Origin of the sequence: Halonotius sp. F2-221B, assembly GCF_046719765.1 — an archaeon.
GTDB lineage: Archaea > Halobacteriota > Halobacteria > Halobacteriales > Haloferacaceae > Halonotius.
In genome coordinates this window covers 1-15,519 of the sequence record NZ_JABEBY010000010.1, presented here as the reverse complement: position 1 = coordinate 15,519, position 15,519 = coordinate 1, and the positions used below count along the sequence as shown (strand labels likewise).

At 63.1% G+C, this 15,519-nt stretch carries 20 protein-coding genes; 10 read left to right on the top strand and 10 right to left on the bottom strand.

Annotated elements, in window-relative coordinates; all coding sequences use genetic code 11:
* The first annotated feature begins 3 nt into the window (after positions 1–3).
* Positions 4–849, top strand: coding sequence for a hypothetical protein (locus tag HKK80_RS08510; protein WP_411799182.1), 846 nt, complete (start codon positions 4–6; stop codon positions 847–849).
* A gap of 151 nt (positions 850–1,000) precedes the next feature.
* Positions 1,001–1,525, top strand: a complete 525-nt coding sequence (locus HKK80_RS08505; RefSeq protein WP_411799181.1) for an Rrf2 family transcriptional regulator — start codon at positions 1,001–1,003, stop codon at positions 1,523–1,525.
* Between the two features lie 47 nt (positions 1,526–1,572).
* Here the strand turns inward: HKK80_RS08505 and HKK80_RS08500 are convergent, their stop codons facing one another.
* The 3 genes from HKK80_RS08500 to cdd are packed head-to-tail and all read right to left on the bottom strand — an operon-like array spanning position 1,573 to position 4,099.
* Complete coding sequence (locus tag HKK80_RS08500; protein WP_411799180.1) at positions 1,573–2,736, bottom strand: NAD(P)/FAD-dependent oxidoreductase; 1,164 nt, start codon at positions 2,734–2,736, stop codon at positions 1,573–1,575.
* Between the two features lie 56 nt (positions 2,737–2,792).
* On the bottom strand, positions 2,793–3,638 hold the full coding sequence (locus HKK80_RS08495; RefSeq protein ID WP_411799179.1) for a nucleoside phosphorylase: 846 nt from the start codon (positions 3,636–3,638) through the stop codon (positions 2,793–2,795).
* On the bottom strand, positions 3,635–4,099 hold the full coding sequence (gene cdd, locus HKK80_RS08490; protein ID WP_411799178.1) for a cytidine deaminase: 465 nt from the start codon (positions 4,097–4,099) through the stop codon (positions 3,635–3,637). The genes HKK80_RS08495 and cdd overlap by 4 nt, the downstream gene beginning before the upstream one ends.
* A gap of 87 nt (positions 4,100–4,186) precedes the next feature.
* Between cdd and HKK80_RS08485 the strand changes: the two genes are divergently transcribed.
* From HKK80_RS08485 to HKK80_RS08475, 3 genes are read left to right on the top strand one after another with little or no spacing between them, the layout of a single operon-like run.
* Positions 4,187–4,420, top strand: a complete 234-nt coding sequence (locus HKK80_RS08485; protein ID WP_411799177.1) for a hypothetical protein — start codon at positions 4,187–4,189, stop codon at positions 4,418–4,420.
* Entirely contained in the window at positions 4,410–4,682 is a 273-nt protein-coding gene (locus HKK80_RS08480; protein ID WP_411799176.1) for a hypothetical protein, read from the top strand. The genes HKK80_RS08485 and HKK80_RS08480 overlap by 11 nt, the downstream gene beginning before the upstream one ends.
* Positions 4,683–4,722: 40 nt before the next feature.
* On the top strand, positions 4,723–4,986 hold the full coding sequence (locus tag HKK80_RS08475; RefSeq protein WP_411799175.1) for a hypothetical protein: 264 nt from the start codon (positions 4,723–4,725) through the stop codon (positions 4,984–4,986).
* A gap of 1 nt (position 4,987) precedes the next feature.
* Here the strand turns inward: HKK80_RS08475 and HKK80_RS08470 are convergent, their stop codons facing one another.
* The gene (locus HKK80_RS08470) at positions 4,988–5,560 is read right to left on the bottom strand and encodes a GNAT family N-acetyltransferase (protein ID WP_411799174.1); all 573 of its coding nucleotides are present in this window, start codon (positions 5,558–5,560) and stop codon (positions 4,988–4,990) included.
* Between the two features lie 115 nt (positions 5,561–5,675).
* On the opposite strand from HKK80_RS08470, the gene HKK80_RS08465 reads away from it, so the two are divergent.
* Positions 5,676–6,449, top strand: a complete 774-nt coding sequence (locus tag HKK80_RS08465) for a hypothetical protein (protein WP_411799173.1) — start codon at positions 5,676–5,678, stop codon at positions 6,447–6,449.
* 39 nt (positions 6,450–6,488) lie between these two features.
* Here the strand turns inward: HKK80_RS08465 and asd are convergent, their stop codons facing one another.
* The 5 genes from asd to HKK80_RS08440 form a co-directional block, all read right to left on the bottom strand.
* On the bottom strand, positions 6,489–7,532 hold the full coding sequence (asd, locus tag HKK80_RS08460; RefSeq protein WP_411799172.1) for an aspartate-semialdehyde dehydrogenase: 1,044 nt from the start codon (positions 7,530–7,532) through the stop codon (positions 6,489–6,491).
* Positions 7,533–7,646: 114 nt separating this feature from the next.
* Entirely contained in the window at positions 7,647–8,315 is a 669-nt protein-coding gene (locus HKK80_RS08455) for an AIM24 family protein (RefSeq protein ID WP_411799171.1), read from the bottom strand.
* A gap of 80 nt (positions 8,316–8,395) precedes the next feature.
* A complete protein-coding gene (locus tag HKK80_RS08450; RefSeq protein ID WP_411799170.1) occupies positions 8,396–8,686 on the bottom strand; it encodes a hypothetical protein in 291 nt (96 codons plus the stop codon).
* Positions 8,687–8,944: 258 nt separating this feature from the next.
* Complete coding sequence (locus HKK80_RS08445; protein WP_411799169.1) at positions 8,945–9,268, bottom strand: DUF5615 family PIN-like protein; 324 nt, start codon at positions 9,266–9,268, stop codon at positions 8,945–8,947.
* A 37-nt stretch (positions 9,269–9,305) separates the two neighbouring features.
* On the bottom strand, positions 9,306–9,581 hold the full coding sequence (locus HKK80_RS08440) for a DUF433 domain-containing protein (RefSeq protein ID WP_411799168.1): 276 nt from the start codon (positions 9,579–9,581) through the stop codon (positions 9,306–9,308).
* A gap of 109 nt (positions 9,582–9,690) precedes the next feature.
* Between HKK80_RS08440 and fba the strand changes: the two genes are divergently transcribed.
* The 4 genes from fba (at position 9,691) to HKK80_RS08420 (ending at position 13,943) form a co-directional block, all read left to right on the top strand.
* A complete protein-coding gene (gene fba / locus HKK80_RS08435; RefSeq protein ID WP_411799167.1) occupies positions 9,691–10,683 on the top strand; it encodes a class II fructose-bisphosphate aldolase in 993 nt (330 codons plus the stop codon).
* Positions 10,684–10,758: 75 nt separating this feature from the next.
* Entirely contained in the window at positions 10,759–11,208 is a 450-nt protein-coding gene (locus HKK80_RS08430; RefSeq protein WP_411799166.1) for a universal stress protein, read from the top strand.
* A gap of 106 nt (positions 11,209–11,314) precedes the next feature.
* Positions 11,315–12,991, top strand: coding sequence for a tRNA uridine(34) 5-carboxymethylaminomethyl modification radical SAM/GNAT enzyme Elp3 (locus tag HKK80_RS08425; protein WP_411799165.1), 1,677 nt, complete (start codon positions 11,315–11,317; stop codon positions 12,989–12,991).
* A gap of 157 nt (positions 12,992–13,148) precedes the next feature.
* Positions 13,149–13,943 carry a universal stress protein gene (locus tag HKK80_RS08420; protein ID WP_411799164.1) on the top strand — a complete coding sequence of 265 codons (795 nt, stop codon included), beginning with the start codon at positions 13,149–13,151 and terminating at the stop codon, positions 13,941–13,943.
* A gap of 20 nt (positions 13,944–13,963) precedes the next feature.
* On the opposite strand, the gene purB is transcribed toward HKK80_RS08420, so the two are convergent.
* Positions 13,964–15,376 carry an adenylosuccinate lyase gene (gene purB / locus HKK80_RS08415; RefSeq protein ID WP_411799163.1) on the bottom strand — a complete coding sequence of 471 codons (1,413 nt, stop codon included), beginning with the start codon at positions 15,374–15,376 and terminating at the stop codon, positions 13,964–13,966.
* Between the last annotated feature and the right edge of the window lie 143 nt (positions 15,377–15,519).

The following is a 15,519-nucleotide window of genomic DNA, read 5'->3' as shown; positions in this document are numbered from 1 at the left end:
CGCGTGAACGAGTTTCCGTCCGTTCAACCGGTCGCAGACGCGCCGGACGACCTTCTGTCGGGCCATCTCTGGCTGTTGGAGCTGATCGACGGCCGGCCGCTCCGCTTTCAGCTACAGGACTCCGGGCTACTCCGCGTCGGCGACGCCGAGACCGTCTACGCCGATCCCAACGCCATCCCGCTCCCATTTCAGTGTGCGGTTCAGCACATCCGGGAGTCGCTTGACCGCGCGGCGTTGCGGGCGGCTGTCGACGATGTGGAGGGGGTCACCTTCTACGGCGTGGCGACCACCCGGGAGTCGGTGCCCTACGATCTTGGTTCGATGCCCCCGTTTCTTGGGACTGACGTGTGGGCAGCCGACGACGAGGCGTTTCGCCCGCCGGATGCCGCCGATGGCATCTTTCGACGGCTCGGGCTCGACCCCGTCAACACCTTTCGGCGCGAGGTTCACGCTCGGGATTTCAGCGTCGACACCTACGAGATTCCGGGGTCGGCGTGGTACGACGGCCCGGCCGCGGGCGTCGTGATCCGGGATAAGCAGGGCCACCGCGGCAGGGTATCGCATGCTGCTGTCCCGACAGCTACACCAGCACTAGAATCAGCCAAGTCAGCCACAGCACCCTCGATCGATGGGCTGATCACCGAATACGCAACGGGCGAGCGGATCGACGCGATCGCTGCGTCGCTCCGGGCGGCAGACCAGCCGGTCGCCGTCGATGCGGTAACTGATCGACTCTGTGCGGCTGTTGGTCGCCGCCATCCTGACGCCTTTCTGGGTGCCGACAGCCTCGATCAGGCCGGGTTCCGATCGGCTGTCGCCGAACAGGTGCAACGACAACTGCAGCCCTGAGCGTGTCTGTCACAGGACACGATCGGTGGAACAGAGAGGATTTGTTTGTCACCTCGAAAGAATTTTGCGCCGAGGCCGAACTGAAATTTATCACCTGAACTGTAATTATTCTTCCATCGGATTTATGCGTAGTCCCATCGAACGGAAGCACATGTCATCGATCGAACTCACGCCAAGTCAGAAAACGATTCTGACCGCACTGACCAACCTCCACCGCGAGGCCGAAGACGCGATCAAAGGCGAGGATATCGCCGAGGAGGTCGACCGCAACCCCGGGACGATCCGCAACCAGATGCAGAGCCTCAAAGCACTCCAACTCGTTGAGGGGGTTCCCGGTCCGAAAGGCGGCTATAAGCCGACCGCCGACGCCTACGAGGCCCTCGATGTTGATCAGATGGATGAGCCCGCGCCGGTACCGCTTCAGCACGACGGTGAGTCGATCAACAACGCGACCGTCGAGAGCATCGATCTCTCCAGTGTTCACCACCCGGAGCTCTGCCGGGCCGAGATCCACCTTCAGGGCTCGATCCGTGACTTCCATGAGGGTGATTCGGTGACCGTCGGTCCGACGCCGCTGTCGAAGCTGAAGATCACCGGCACGCTCGATGCTAAGGATGACACCGACAGTATTCTGATCCTCGAGATCGACGAGATGGTTGCCCCGGTCGACGAATAGCGCGTTTTTCTGTTTTTTCGCGGGTGGTGGATGGTGTTCCTTCCTGGTTACATGTCGCTCCAGGCACTGATGGCGCGTTTTGTCGAGCTTATCTCGGCGATCCAGCGGGCGGCGATCGCTTTCTTCAGTGTTCTGGCGGCGACCCCACCGAAGGTGTTGATCGGAACCCCGATCACATCATGGGCAACGGCGTCTTCGCCGACCGAGATAGCCGTTCCCTTATCCTTGTGTTGCCACGATTTCAGCGGCGCGCCCCGCAGTGCGCGAACCAGGTTCTCGCCGGCGACCTCCGCGGCCGTCCAGGCGGCCTCCGCGGTCGGCGGTGCCTGTTCGTCGCCGCCCTGGTCGATCAGCGCGGTGTCGCCGATCGCAAACACCCGGTCGTCGCTGGTCTGGAAGTTTGATTCGACGTGGAGCCGGTTCGATCGCTCATCCGTCGCAAGCTCGCTGTTGGCGGCCGGCTCGTGGCCGGTGATACCGCCGGCCCACACGAGCACGTCGTACGGCATCGATTCCTCGCCAAGGTAGACGGAGTCGTCGTCGACCTCGGAGATGAAATCCCCGGTAAGGATCTCGATATCGCGTTCCAGCAGGCGTTTTCGGAGCGCGCCCTGTACCTCGGGATCGTTGCCCGGGAAGATCTCATCAAGACCTTCGATCAGCGTGATATCGATCGGCGCGTGGGTGTCGTCGCGGTAGCCGGCGATCTCACCGGCGATCTGGATGCCTGATAGCCCCGCACCGCCGACCACCACCTGTGCCGGTTCAGACTGCGTGGCCTCCTCGCCGGCCGTCCGAACCGCCTCATGGATCTCACGAGCATCGTCGAGACTCTTCATCGTCAGCGAGTGTTCTTCGAGGCCGTCGATCCCGAAGAAGGCCGTCGAGCTACCGACCGCCACAAGCAGGTAATCGTAGTCGACGGCCTCGCCGTCCTGCAGTTCGAGCGTCTGTTCGTCGGTGTTGATATCCGTGACGCGGTCGCGGATGAAGTTCGTTGCCGGCGATTTGATCTCATCGACCGGGATCGCTACCTTTGATTCGACCTCGGGACGCCGGATCACCCGATGGGTCTCGTGGAGGACAAGATGGTAGTCGTGTTCGGAGATCCAGGTAAGCTCGGCTTCCCCATCATCGACCTCGTCTTCAAACGATTTGACGGCTCCAGTACCGGCATAGCCGGCACCGACGACAACGACGTTGGCTGACATACCACTGCCTCTGGGGCCCTCGGATAAAGCGGCTTTGGAACGGTGTGGCCGCCTCCTCACTCAAGCGAAAGGCCGGGATGCCAGCGGTCGACACCGGCGGCCGCCTTTGCGGCGTCCATCTTGGCCAGCAGCGCGACCGCGAGGCTCGCCGTTTCAGCGGCTGCTCGCGCGCCGATCGTCTCGAACTCGCCGGTTTCGCGGTTGGCGTACACCGCACACACCGCCCCCGCTCGCAGATCATAGAGACCGGCAATCGTAAACAGCGTTGCGGCCTCCATCTCGATGTTGGCGACGTTGGCCGATTTGAGCGTTTCCAACAGGTCGTCGCTGCCGGGGGCCTCATACCCCTCGAAGCCGGGCCGCCCTTGGCCGGCATAGAAGCTGTCGGTGCTGAGGGTGACGCCGACGTGGTACTCGTATCCCAGTCGCTCGGCGGCGGCGACCAACGCGGCGATCACCTCGTAGTCGGCACTCGCCGGATACGTCTCGTCGATATACTCGCTGCTCGTTCCCTCACCGCGCATCGCCCCCGAGGTAATGACAAGATCGCCGACGGCGATGTCGGGCCGGACGGTGCCACAGGAGCCCACCCGGATGAGCGTCTCCGCGCCGACGCGGGCAAGCTCCTCGACGGCGATGCCTGTCGAGGGGCCGCCGATCCCCGTGGAGGTGACCGATATCGGCGTCTCCCGATACCGGCCGGTTGCGGTGCGGTACTCCCGGTGGCTGGCAACCTCGGTCGCCGACTCCCATACGTCGGTGATCGTTGCCAGCCGATCCGGGTTCCCCGGCAGGAGGACGCTGTCGGCAACGTCGTCGTCGGTGACTTCGAGGTGGTACTGGCGATCGGTGTTTGGGTCTTCGCTGTCTCTTCTCTCGGGTGGGGTATCTCCGTCCGTCATGATGGTTCCTCACTGTCTGTGTCACCCACCTCGTGTGGCGGTTCCGCGTCGTCGCTGGCCTCGGCAGCGGCCGACAGCGTTGACGCCGAGATCGTTTCGGGGAGCAACTCGCCGAGGGTGTAGGTCGTGACCGCGCCGTCGCCGAGATCAGAGACGATCGTGAGGTCGTCCCCACAGAACTCCGCGAGCGTCTGTCGGCACATCCCACAGGGGGTAACGCCGTCGCGGACGCCGGAGCTAACCGCCAGCCGCTCGAACTCTCGGTGGCCTGCTGCTACCGCCGTTCCGATCGCCACCTCCTCGGCATGGAGGCTGTTGGAGTAGTTGGCGTTCTCGATGTTGCAGCCGGTGAAAATCTCGCCGTCGGCCGTCCGGAGGGCGGCTCCGACGCGGTACTCGGAGTACGGGACGTAGGCCTCGGCGAGTGCCTCGCGTGCGTGTTCGATCAATGGATTGTCCATACCGAGCAGGGAGGGCCGACCAGCAAATAGCTTGGCGTGGAACCATCGATAATAATATTTAATTAGCAGGGGAGCAGACAGATCGGCATGGATCGACCACCGTCGCCGACGCGCTACGACGGGCTGTTGGCCGCGATGCCCGCCTCTGTTGCTGGCGGTGCGGCCGCGGGCTGGTGGCTGGCGATCCCGCTGCTCGCCGGCGTCGGGGTTGGTGCCGGGGTTGCCGCGATCATGATCGGGCTCTCGATCGCCATGGCACCCCCAACAGCCGGACAGAAAGGCTGTAGTCATCGCGGCTCATACCGACCCTGTGACGACTGACAGCGACACCGAGACCGGTGCCGGACGGCGGATCCTTCTCCTGTTAGGCGGTGGTACGGTTGTCCTCGGTGGCGTGCTTGGCTTTGTTGTCGGTGCCAACGGCGGTGGCGGGATCGACGCCATCGAACCCCTTGGGCTGGTGACGGTGCCGATCACACCGGGGGCGATGACGCTGTATGGCATGGGGCTGATCGCGCTGGCGATCGGGGTGCTCTACGGGTTGGTGTCGGTGGCCTCGCGGTTTGACCACGACCCGAACTGAAAGACGCCCGCTTTTTACCCATCGGCCCCTACGAGACGCTATGGCACCGCCACCCGGTAAGACCGAGGGGCCGGATGCGTCGACAAGGGGTTCACAACCCGCGGAGTCGACAGCGGAGGGTCGCAACCGCCGGCGAGCAGCCCTCTACGCGCTGCCGTTTCTCGCGCTTGGCGTCGGCAACGCCGTCTTGATCCTCAATTTTGGGCTTGAACCGCTGTGGGCGTTCGCCCAACTCCCGCCGATCCTGTTTACGACCGCCCTGACATATATCGTGTTCAGCACGGACTTCCTTGACGATCGGTAGGTCAGCGACCGGTATCGTACTTGTAGGTCGCTCCCTCGGCGTCGATCCCGAACTCCTCGGATTCGACGGTCGGCTCATCGCCGGCCGGGCTGGCCGATTTGAACGCTTCCCGGCGGTCGGTGGGCATCTCGAAGTCGTCGATATCGATGGCGAGGGCAACGACATCGCCGTCGGAGGCAGCCTGTTTTTCGGCCTGTCGGTCGACCAGCGGCTCCGGCAGGCTCTCGACGGCCCGCTGTTCGAAGCCGAACTGCGCCGGATAGCCGGGCTCGTCGGTCAGCATGTAGGCCGTCGTAACGCCAGCATCGCCGCTTTTTGTGAGCAGCCGCTCGATGATGTGGGCCCCAACCCCTTGGCCGCGCCAGGGTTCCCGGACGCCGACGCTCGTTATCTCGCCGACGGGTGGCTCGCCGGAGGAGACGCGAAGCCGGCCGAAGCCGGCCCGGTCGTTTGAGCTCTCGTCGACCGCGATCACGTACTCCGCCGGCTGAATCGTCGCCGCCGCGAGTCCCATCGTCTCGATCCCCTCACGGAGCCACGTCTCATCTCGGGGTTTTCCATCGCGGACGTACATAGCAGGCGGTATCGCCCGCACCGATGTAAACTGTTGGGCCGTGACGGGACAACTAAACCCGCCGGCCGAGTAGCGACGGTATGTCGATTTACAGTTGCTCTCTTGGGGGACAGTCATGAAACCGAACCGCGTCGATTTCGCCGTCGACATGGCCTTCGGGATCCTGATCTCGCTGGCCGTGGTGTTGCTCGTTGTCGTCGGCACCCAAACCGGCGTCGCCTTTGGCGTCGGTGTGTTGCTGTCGTACACCATCCACGTCGTCTGGAAGATGGCCCGGTTCGATCCCGACTGGATGACACGGGAGGTCGCCGAGGCCGTCGAAAAGACCGTCGAGGAAACCGTCGACAAGGAGGTCGGTGAGGCCGTCGAGAAAACGGTCGAAAAGGAGGTTGGCGACACCGTCGAGAAAACGGTCGGTGAAACGGTCGAAAAGGAGGTCGGCGACACCGTCGAGAAAACGGTCGAAGCGACCGTCGGCAAGACCGTCGACGACGGCGTCAGCGAAACTGTCGAGGAAACGGTCGAAGCGACCGTCGGCGACGAGGTTGCCAAAACCGTCGAGGAGACTGTCGGCGATGAGGTCGAAAAGACCGTCGAGAAAACAGTCGGTGAGGAGGTCGAGAAAACCGTTGAGGAGACCGTCGGCGACGAGGTCGAAAAGTCGGTTGAGGAAACGGTTGGTGAGGAGGTCGCCAAACGGGTCGAGGAGACGGTCGAAGCAGCCGTCGAGGAGACCGTCAGCGACGAGGTCTCAGCGGCCACCGAGAAGCTCGAAGCCAAAACCGAGGCGATCGAGGCGCAACTCGACGAGCAGGCCGCCGATGCGGAGGCCAAAGAAACGGATGGCGACAACAAAAAAGACGACCGAAGCGACGACAGCGCGACGTAGCTGACAGCCACTCGCTGCTGTCAACCGACGATCCCCTTCTCAGATCCAGCCGTCTTCGAGCAACAGTTCGCCGTTGAGGATGCTCGCACCCGCCGCGCCGCGGAGCGTGTTGTGGGCGAGACAGTTGTATTTGAGCCCGGTGTCGGTCGGCTGGACGCCGCCGGCTGAGATCGCCATCCCGTTGTCGCGGTTCCGATCAAGCCGTGGCTGCGGACGGTCGGGCTGATCCTCGCCGAAGACATGAATGAGTTGGTCGGGCGCGCTTGGGAGGTCAACACCCGGGAACGACTCCAGTGCCTCGCGGGCCTCGGCGGGCGTCGGTGCGTCGTCGAGATCGACGAAAACGCTTTCGAGATGGCCATCGAGCGTCGGAATCCGGTTACAGGAGGCGTTGACGCTCGCGCCATGCAGGGAGAGCTCCGCGCCGTCGAACGAACCAAGCAGCTTGCGGGATTCGGTCTCCATCTTGTTCTCCTCGCCGCCGATATGTGGGATCGCGTTGTCGATGATCTCCATCGACGTGACCCCGGAGTAGCCCGCCCCGGAGACGGCCTGTAGCGTCGTCACGTCCGCGCGGTCGAGCCCGAACGATTCATCGAGTGCGGCAAGGGTGGGCACCATCGTGATCGTCGAGCAGTTCGGATTTTTGATGAGCGCGCCATCCCAGCCGCGGTTGTCGCGCTGTACCTCGATCAGATCGAGGTGATCGGGGTTGATCTCCGGGATTGTCAGCGGCACGTCCTCGGCCATGCGGTCGTTCGAGGAGTTCGAGGAGACGACGTAGCCCGCCTCCAAAAATTTGGGTTCGACCTCGCTGGCGACGCCGGAGGGCAGCGAGGAAAACAGCAGGTCGATGTCGTCGCTAACGTCGTCGGGATGGGTCGTGTCGACCTCGATCCCGGCGATATCCTCGGGGATCGGCGAGTCGGCGCGCCATTTGGCGGCCTCCCGATACGGTTTGCCCGCACTCGACTCGCTGGCGGTGAGTGCGTCGATCTCAAAGGTCGGATGCCCATCAAGCAGCTGAATAAATCGCTGTCCAACCGCGCCTGTCGCACCGAGAATCCCGACTGATACTGTCATTGCCGTGCGAAGCCGTCTCACATATATAAGTCGGTCGGATTCACGGCGCAGTGTGTCGATCTGTCTCGGTTGTTGGTGAACGTCCCGCGGTCGTCGATGGCTGCCAGCGGGTCGCTACTGTTGGGCTGGCTGGCCGCCTTCCTCGTAGGGTTGGACGACGACAAAGCCCTTCGAGCCCGTGAACTCCATCTGGATCGATTCGCCGGACTGCTGGCCGATCTCGATCGTTTTGTTGGTACCGATCGACGGCGAGAGGTTCGTACTCCAGGCGACGGTCGCGTCGGGATCGGTCGTGATCGGCGGTGTCGCCACCAGCGGGTCGCCGTGGGTCGTCAACGCGACTGTTCCCGGCCCGCTGAGGTAGACGTTTGTCAGCCCGCCGGCAACCGCCTCCGAGAGCCCGCCGACGGTGTTGATCTCGTAGTCAACGCGGGACTCGAAGGCAAGGATGTCGTTGCCGTTGACCGAGATGGCGTCGTCGGCGTCGAGTTCGAGCACCTGGATCTTCTTTTCCTGTTCGGCGACGTAGAGATGGCCCGAGCCTTCGGCCTCCATCACCGGCGTTCCCTCGCTGGAGACGGCATCTTTGACGAAGCCGGTGATCCCGCCCTCGGCGGAGGATTTGCCGGTGAAGGTCATCTCGCCCGTGTAGGCGACCATCGTGCCGGCTTTGACCATGACGGTGCCGTCGACGGTGATATCGAGCAGCTTGCTGTTCTCCAACTGGAACCTCTCGCCGCCGGATTCCGGGGCATTGGCCTGTGTGAACTCGTCGAGTTCCATGACAGCCGGCGGTTGTCACAGGAGCCGTATATATGCGGTGGAGACTCAAACGCGCGTTTGCAACACCCCGTTGGCTGCGATCAGATGCGTGACAAGCCGCTCACCAGCAACCCCCCGACCAACGGCGCCAACAACGGCGCGGCGAGTATGAGCACCGCGATGGCGGTTCCGGTGTCAACGTCGCCGACGGTCAACACGGCAATCGGAAGCACCGAAAAGACGGCCAGTAGGCCTGCGGCGGCAGCGACAACGCTGTACTCCGTCTCGGGGCGACGCGGCTGTGTTTCGGCTTGGTACAGTTGGTCACGCCCGCGGGCGACGGCAGCGGAAGGTGTAAGCCGAGCGCGCACCGACGCTGTGGTACGTGCCACAAGTCCCCGGCCGAGCTATCCTATTTCGGGAGCGATGACAGTCCGGCGAACCCAGGCACGGGACAGACGGCCCGCTGTCGGCCGCAACGACAGCCGCCCGGCACGAGGGTTTCCCGACCGACATGGCATGCCGCCGCTGGATGAGGTTGGGCGTTAGTGTTCCGGGCGATATTTCACTCGTTGAGCCAGTCGCACCACTCACCGAGATCGACGAGTTCGTCCTCGACGCCAGCCATTCCGTACTGTGTGAACACTTCGTCAATCGTTTGTGTGATACTGTTTACTGTAGACGGTTACCGCCTCGACCGCCCACCGGGCGGCGGTCGAACGGTAACTTCCTACAGCAAACCGTATGAGTCCTTCTGGATCGGTTTCTGGAAGGCTCTGGTCGTAGTAGAGCAGGATGCCGGCATGCGCTCGCTTGCTGGCCAGCGGCTCGAAATCTTTTGCGTTGTTCGTTACCAGTACGACACCGTTGGTTGCACACCACTCCAAGAGTGCGGCGTCGTCGGTGTACTCGTCGAACTCGTCTTTCGCCTGTCGAACCTCGTGGCCACGTTCGCGGAGCAATCGCTCAGGCACGCGGCCGACGTGCTCATCCAGACGGAGCTGCCCCCGGTCACTGGATCGGTTCTTTCGGCTTCAGCGATTCCTCACGAACGCGGTCGAACGCAGCCTCGTTTGTGCGATCAAGCGAACGCATCTCGTCGATGTGCTCGTAGTAATACGCAAGAGCCGCATAGACAGCCGCGAGTGGGAGATCGAACTGATCGGCGACGTAGGCCGGCGAACGATCGCTCTCGATCACCCGTTCAGCAATGTGTCGAACCCCGATCCGCGTCCCCTGAATGTGGGGTTCCCCGCCGAGTACGTCGTCATCACGGGTGATCGTCATACCGTCCTGTAGGCACATGAGTCATTTATATTTTTGTCGGGTAACTCATCAGCGAGTGTGCGACAAATGACGGCGGGATTTATCTCAGTCGACGCGAAACACGGTAGACATGACCTTCTATGGTGGAGCCGAACTGGGAACAGTCTATGACGATGCACTCGATTCGGGCTTTGGGTTGATCGCAAGCAACATCGCCGAGCCGAACACGATGATCGGGCTGATTCAGGGTGCGGCGCAAGCCGACTCCGACCTCCTCCTGCAGATGAGCAATGGTGCTTGCACGTTCGCCGGCAACGGCGATCCCATCGCGGGCCTGCGCGTCATGGGCAACTATATCGAACGGATCGCCGCCCAGTACGATATCGGCGTTTTCCTCAACATGGATCACCAGACCGACCTCAACACCATTCAACGACAGGTCGAGTTGGAGATCCCCTCCTCGATCATGATCGACGCCTCCCACGAGGCCTTCGCGGAAAACGTCGCCCGGAGCAAACAGGTCGTCGAGATGATCGACGACGCCGACGCCGACATCCTCGTCGAGGCCGAACTCGGGAAGATCAAAGGCGTCGAAGACGAGATCGTCGCCGAGCACGCCTTCTACACCGATCCCGAGCAGGCCGTCGAGTTCGTCGACCGCACGGGCTGTGATCTGCTGGCGATCTCGGTCGGCACCCAACACGGCGTCGCCAAGGGGAAAGATCTCGAACTCAAACCCGATCTGACCGAGGAAATCCGCACCGCCCTCCGCGATCACGGCCTCGATACGCCGCTCGTCCTGCATGGCTCTTCTGGCGTCCAGTCCGACCAGCTACAGGAGATGCTGGAACATGGGATCTGCAAAGTGAACAAGGACACCCGGTATCAGTACGAGTACACCCGTACCGCCTTCGACCTCTACCGGGAGGAAACCGACGAGATCGTCCCGCCGGAGGGCGTCGACGACCACCGCGATACGTTCTTCAACGACGTGGAGTGGGCCCCGAACAAGGATCGCTTCGATCCCCGTGTCGCCGGCCGGGATATCCGTGACCGCATCGCCGATGTGTACGCCGATCTCGCCGAGGTTTCGGGGAGTGCCGGCCGCAGCAAATTCAACTGAGCCGCAGCCGACTACCCATCGCCGACGGCCCACTGAAGGGGTGAAATTAAGCGGCCACCCACCGTAGCAGTGGGCATGTACGAGACGATTCTGGTGCCGACCGACGGCAGCGAGACGATCCAGCGAACGCTCCCGCACGCCCTGACGCTGGCCGCCGACAACGACGCGACCGTGCGCGCGCTGTCGGTCGTTGACATCCGCTCGGTACAGGCCGCCGGTGACGGCGACCGCGAGGGCGTCGACGCCGAGTTGACCGCTGATGCCGAAGCCGCCGTTGAGGCGGTCGCCGACGCGGCCGCCGCGGAGGGACTTGATGTCGAAACGACTGTCCGGCGCGGCACACCCGACAAAGAGATCGTCAAAGAATCCAACGAGCAGGATATCGATGTGATCGTCATCGGCACCGATGGCAAAACACCACGCGAAAAGCTCCGCTCGCTCGGGAGCGTCTCCGAGCGTGTTGTCGACAAAGCCGAAGTGCCGGTGTTCGTGATCAAGCAGGCGGCCGACGAAGCTGCCGAGTAGGCGGCATGGGTCACCGAGCTATGGCACGAGTCCGCCGAGCGACACGCTTAACCGCGAAACGCGACCACGACACAGTAATGCGACCTGTTCGATCGGAGGTGTTGCCGTGAGCTCTGAACTCGCTGACGGCGAGACCACCGAGGAATCCGCGGCGTTCCAGCAGGCCTGCGAGGAGCTTGTCGCCCGAATCATCGACGGCGAGATCGAACGCGACGACCTCGAATCCGCGAAGCTGGATGTCTGTTCGGAGTATTCTGCGCCAAAGGTTCCAAAAAACACCGAGCTACTGGCACACGCCCCACAGGAACACCGCGACACCGTCAAGTCGGTCGTCAAGCGCAAACCGGTACGCACGGCCTCCGGCGTCTCGCCGGTGGCGATCATGACCTCCCCGCATATGTGCCCCCACGGGAAGTGCCTCTACTGTCCCGGCGGCCCGGCCAGCGAGTTCGACTCCGCACAGAGCTACACCGGCCACGAGCCCGCCGCCGCTCGCGGCGAACAGAACGACTACGACCCCTACGGACAGGTCACGCTCCGGCTCCACCAGCTGCGAACGATCGGTCACCCGGTCGACAAGGTCGAACTCATCCTGATGGGCGGGACGATGACCGCCCGAAGCCACGACTACCAGGAGTGGTTCGTCAAGCGCGCGCTGCAGGCACTGAACGACTACGACCTCGACAGCGAGCCAGCGGCCGCCGAGGGCGAGAGTTTCGCGCAGGATCCCGAGGAGTATGCATTCGAGTATCTGGAAGATGTGATCGCCGAAAACGAGACCAACGAGATCCGCAACATCGGCACCACCTTCGAGACCAAGCCTGACTGGTGTGATCCCGAACAGATCGACCGCATGCTCGATCTCGGCGGGACGAAAGTCGAGGTCGGCGTCCAGACGACCTACGAGCGAATAAATAGGGAAATGCACCGCGGCCACGGCAACCAGGCCTCAATCGACGCCAACCGCCGGCTGCGGGATTCGGGGTTCAAAGTCGGCTTCCACATGATGCCCGGCCAGCCTGGCATGACCAAAGAGATGTGCTTGGAGGATTTTCGGCAGCTGTTCTCCAACCCGGATTACAAGCCGGATTATCTCAAGATCTATCCCACCATTGTCGTCCGCGATACGCTCACCTACGACATGTGGCGACGCGGCGAGTACGACCCGCTCCAAAACGAGGAGGCCGCCGAACTCGTCGGCGAGATCATGGGGTTGATCCCGAAATACACCCGCCTCCAGCGCGTCCAGCGTGACATCCCCGCTGACTTCATCGATGCCGGCGTCTGGAAGTCGAATCTCCGGCAGTTGGCCCAGCAGTACGCCGACGACAACGGCATCGAGTGTCGGGACATCCGCGCCCGCGAGGTCGGGATGAACGAGGCCGACCCAAACCCCGAGGATATCGAGCGCGACGTGCTGACCTACGAGGCCTGCGGCGGCACCGAACACTTCATCAGCTACGAGGATACCGAACAAGACCTGCTCATCGGGTTCTGCCGGCTGCGGTTCCCGAACGACCCGGTGCGCCGGGAGCTACAGGACGCGGCGATCGTCCGGGAGCTCCACGTCTACGGCAGCGAGGCCGGGATCGGCGAGCCGGCAGGCGAGGTCGACTGGCAACACCACGGCTACGGTCGGCGACTGCTCGAAACGGCTGAGGAGCTCGCGGCTGACGCTGGCTTAAACAAACTCAGCGTGATCTCCGGGATCGGTGTCCGGCAGTATTACCGCGAGAAGCTAGGGTACACGCAGGATGGCCCATACGTAAGCACGTGGTTATAACAAGCTGTTTGCTGATCGAACGCCCATCTAAAGCCAGAACTGTTGCACAAATTGACAGTCACACTGGGTGGTACACAGCCCCTACATCTATTAGCAAACCATCATTTCTCGTGAACGGTCAGTGGAATTTATATCCGAGCAGGCGTCACTGTGAGGCATGATCGCGGTCAACGACGCCGGGTCGACACCAGCAACTGAGGGCCACGGGCCATGTCTTGTCGGCCACATCAGCGACGAGACAGCCGCGCGGCGTGGCGCGATGGTCGCCCACGCCATGGCGACCGTCCGGGACACCGAACTGCTCCTCGCGGAGTCGACCACCGCCCCCTCGGCCGACGATATCCAACTGCCGGCGGATCACCGCGACGCATACAGCCAGTCGGCCACCGCCGTTGCCGGGGTAAGCGATGTCGAACCCGCGGTCGATCGACGAAACCCCTCGGCACTCGTGATGGAACGCGAGTCGCGGCCATCGCTGCTGACTGGGCTCCGCGGTACCGACGCCGAGCGGCTGGCCGACCGAACGGATGTGCTCACCGTCGACGACCGCGGCGATGTCGAGACGCTGGCGTCGATCCTCGTGCCGATCGCCGGCGGCCGTCACAGCCAGCTGGCCGTCGAAGCCGCGCGGGCGATCGCCGCCGCCAACGACGCCGCGATCGATCTCTTCCATGTCGTCGAAGCCGACGGCGCGGCGAGCCGCGAGCGCGGCGAACAGATCCTGGCGACGGCGGCGACCGCGCTGGGTGAGTTCGAGAGTGCCGATACGTGGCTCTATGAGGCTGAGTCAGCGGCTGATGCGATCATTGAGCAGTCGGAGTACTACGACCTGACGGTGATGGGCGCGCCGACGGTCGGCCCCCTAGAGCGGTTTGTCTTCGGCTCAACCTCAACCGACGTGCAACAGGATGCTGACTCGCCGGTTGTCGTCGCCCACGCCCACAGCCCCTGAGACTGGAGCGCGCTCGCTTCTTACTCCGTGCTGTCGGCAAGGTCGCTGGCAACACCAGTGTAGCCGGTCGGCGTCAGCACGAGCAATTCTTCTTGAACCGACTCGTCGACATCAAGTGATTCGAAGAGCTCATAGAAATCCTCAATCGTGACCTGCTTGCCGCGAGTGAGTTCCTTCACCCGCTCGTAGGCGTCAGTGTCGCCCTCCCGGCGGAGGATCGTCTGGACGGCCTCGCCGATGATCTCGGGGGTCGATTCGAGGTCATCAGTCATCACCGCCTCGTTGGGAACGATCTTGCCAAGGCCCGCTTGCGTCTTGCCGTAGGCGATCAGGCAGTGGCCGAAGGCCGCACCGATGTTGCGCTTGACTGTCGAATCCGAGAGGTCGCGCTGGAGCCGCGAGGTCGTCACGTAGTCGGCGAGGAAGGTGAGATCCGAGTTCGCCTTCGAGAGGTTGCCCTCGCTGTTCTCGAAGTCGATGGGGTTGACCTTGTGGGGCATCGTCGACGACCCGGTTTCACCCTCGACGGTTTGCTGGCCGAGATAGCGATCCGAGATGTAGAGCCACATATCCTGATCGAGATCGATGAGGACGTTGTTGACGCCGCGGGCCGCGTCGAACAGCGCGGCCAGATCGTCACAGGGGTTGACCTGCGTTGTCAACGCGGTGTGGTCGAGGCCGAGATCGGTAACAAACGATTCCGAAAACGCCTGCCAGTCCACATCCGGAAACGCCGCGTGGTGGGCGGCATAGGTGCCTGAGGCTCCGGCAAGTTTGCCCGCGAGGTCGTCGCTAGCCTGCGTGAGCCGTGCCATCGTCTTCCCGAGTCGGGCGGCGTAGACGGCCATCTCCTTGCCGAACGTCGTCGGCGTCGCCGGCTGGCCGTGCGTCCGTGCCAACATCGACAGATCGCGGTGTTCGTGGGCGAGATCGGTGAGTTCGTCGCGGATCTCCCGAAGTTCCGGCAGCAACACGTCCTCGACTGCGGGTTTGACCAACAGCCGCTGGGCGAGGTTGTTCACGTCCTCGCTGGTGAGCCCGAAGTGGAGCCACGGGTAGAGCCGTTCGGCGTCGTCAATGGCGTCGGCCTCGCTGAGCCGAACGCGGAGGAAGTATTCGACGGCCTTCACGTCGTGGTTGGTCGCGCTGTAGCCCGCCGCGCCCTCGACTTCGAGCTGTTTGATCAACTCGGCGTCGTCGCCGTCGAAATCTTCGTAGGTCGCGCGGACGGCGGCGCGCTCGTCGTCGGTGAGATCGAGGTCGACGGCGTCGAGATCGGCGAGTGCGATCAGGTATTCGGCTTCGACACGCACGCGAGCGCGCATGAGTCCGGACTCGCTGGCGTACGGCGAGAGGGAGGCCGTCCGGCGGCTGTACCGCCCGTCGAGCGGCGAGACCGCCGCCAGCGGGTCACTACGCGAGAGATCGGTCATGGCCGACGGTGCCCGTGGCAGTCGCAAAAGCATGTCGAAGGGCTACTAGAGAAGATTCAGATGAGCAATATCGCTAGTTGTCCGTTCTCCTGATAACGGTAGCAGCAAGATCGCAGTCTGACATGGTGAGGATGCCGATACGA

Excerpts from the sequence above, each read along its gene's own strand:
- HKK80_RS08440 (WP_411799168.1), bottom strand. The coding sequence starts at position 9,581 with ATGACGATCACCCGTGATGACGACGTACTCGGCGGGGAACCCCACATT.
- fba (WP_411799167.1), top strand. The coding sequence starts at position 9,691 with ATGACCTTCTATGGTGGAGCCGAACTGGGAACAGTCTATGACGATGCA.
- asd (WP_411799172.1), bottom strand. The coding sequence starts at position 7,532 with ATGACAGTATCAGTCGGGATTCTCGGTGCGACAGGCGCGGTTGGACAG.
- HKK80_RS08495 (WP_411799179.1), bottom strand. The coding sequence starts at position 3,638 with ATGACGGACGGAGATACCCCACCCGAGAGAAGAGACAGCGAAGACCCA.
- purB (WP_411799163.1), bottom strand. The coding sequence starts at position 15,376 with ATGACCGATCTCTCGCGTAGTGACCCGCTGGCGGCGGTCTCGCCGCTC.
- HKK80_RS08505 (WP_411799181.1), top strand. The coding sequence starts at position 1,001 with ATGTCATCGATCGAACTCACGCCAAGTCAGAAAACGATTCTGACCGCA.
- HKK80_RS08470 (WP_411799174.1), bottom strand. The coding sequence starts at position 5,560 with ATGTACGTCCGCGATGGAAAACCCCGAGATGAGACGTGGCTCCGTGAG.
- HKK80_RS08485 (WP_411799177.1), top strand. The coding sequence starts at position 4,187 with ATGGATCGACCACCGTCGCCGACGCGCTACGACGGGCTGTTGGCCGCG.
- HKK80_RS08455 (WP_411799171.1), bottom strand. The coding sequence starts at position 8,315 with ATGGAACTCGACGAGTTCACACAGGCCAATGCCCCGGAATCCGGCGGC.
- HKK80_RS08420 (WP_411799164.1), top strand. The coding sequence starts at position 13,149 with ATGATCGCGGTCAACGACGCCGGGTCGACACCAGCAACTGAGGGCCAC.
- cdd (WP_411799178.1), bottom strand. The coding sequence starts at position 4,099 with ATGGACAATCCATTGATCGAACACGCACGCGAGGCACTCGCCGAGGCC.
- HKK80_RS08475 (WP_411799175.1), top strand. The coding sequence starts at position 4,723 with ATGGCACCGCCACCCGGTAAGACCGAGGGGCCGGATGCGTCGACAAGG.
- HKK80_RS08430 (WP_411799166.1), top strand. The coding sequence starts at position 10,759 with ATGTACGAGACGATTCTGGTGCCGACCGACGGCAGCGAGACGATCCAG.
- HKK80_RS08465 (WP_411799173.1), top strand. The coding sequence starts at position 5,676 with ATGAAACCGAACCGCGTCGATTTCGCCGTCGACATGGCCTTCGGGATC.
- HKK80_RS08500 (WP_411799180.1), bottom strand. The coding sequence starts at position 2,736 with ATGTCAGCCAACGTCGTTGTCGTCGGTGCCGGCTATGCCGGTACTGGA.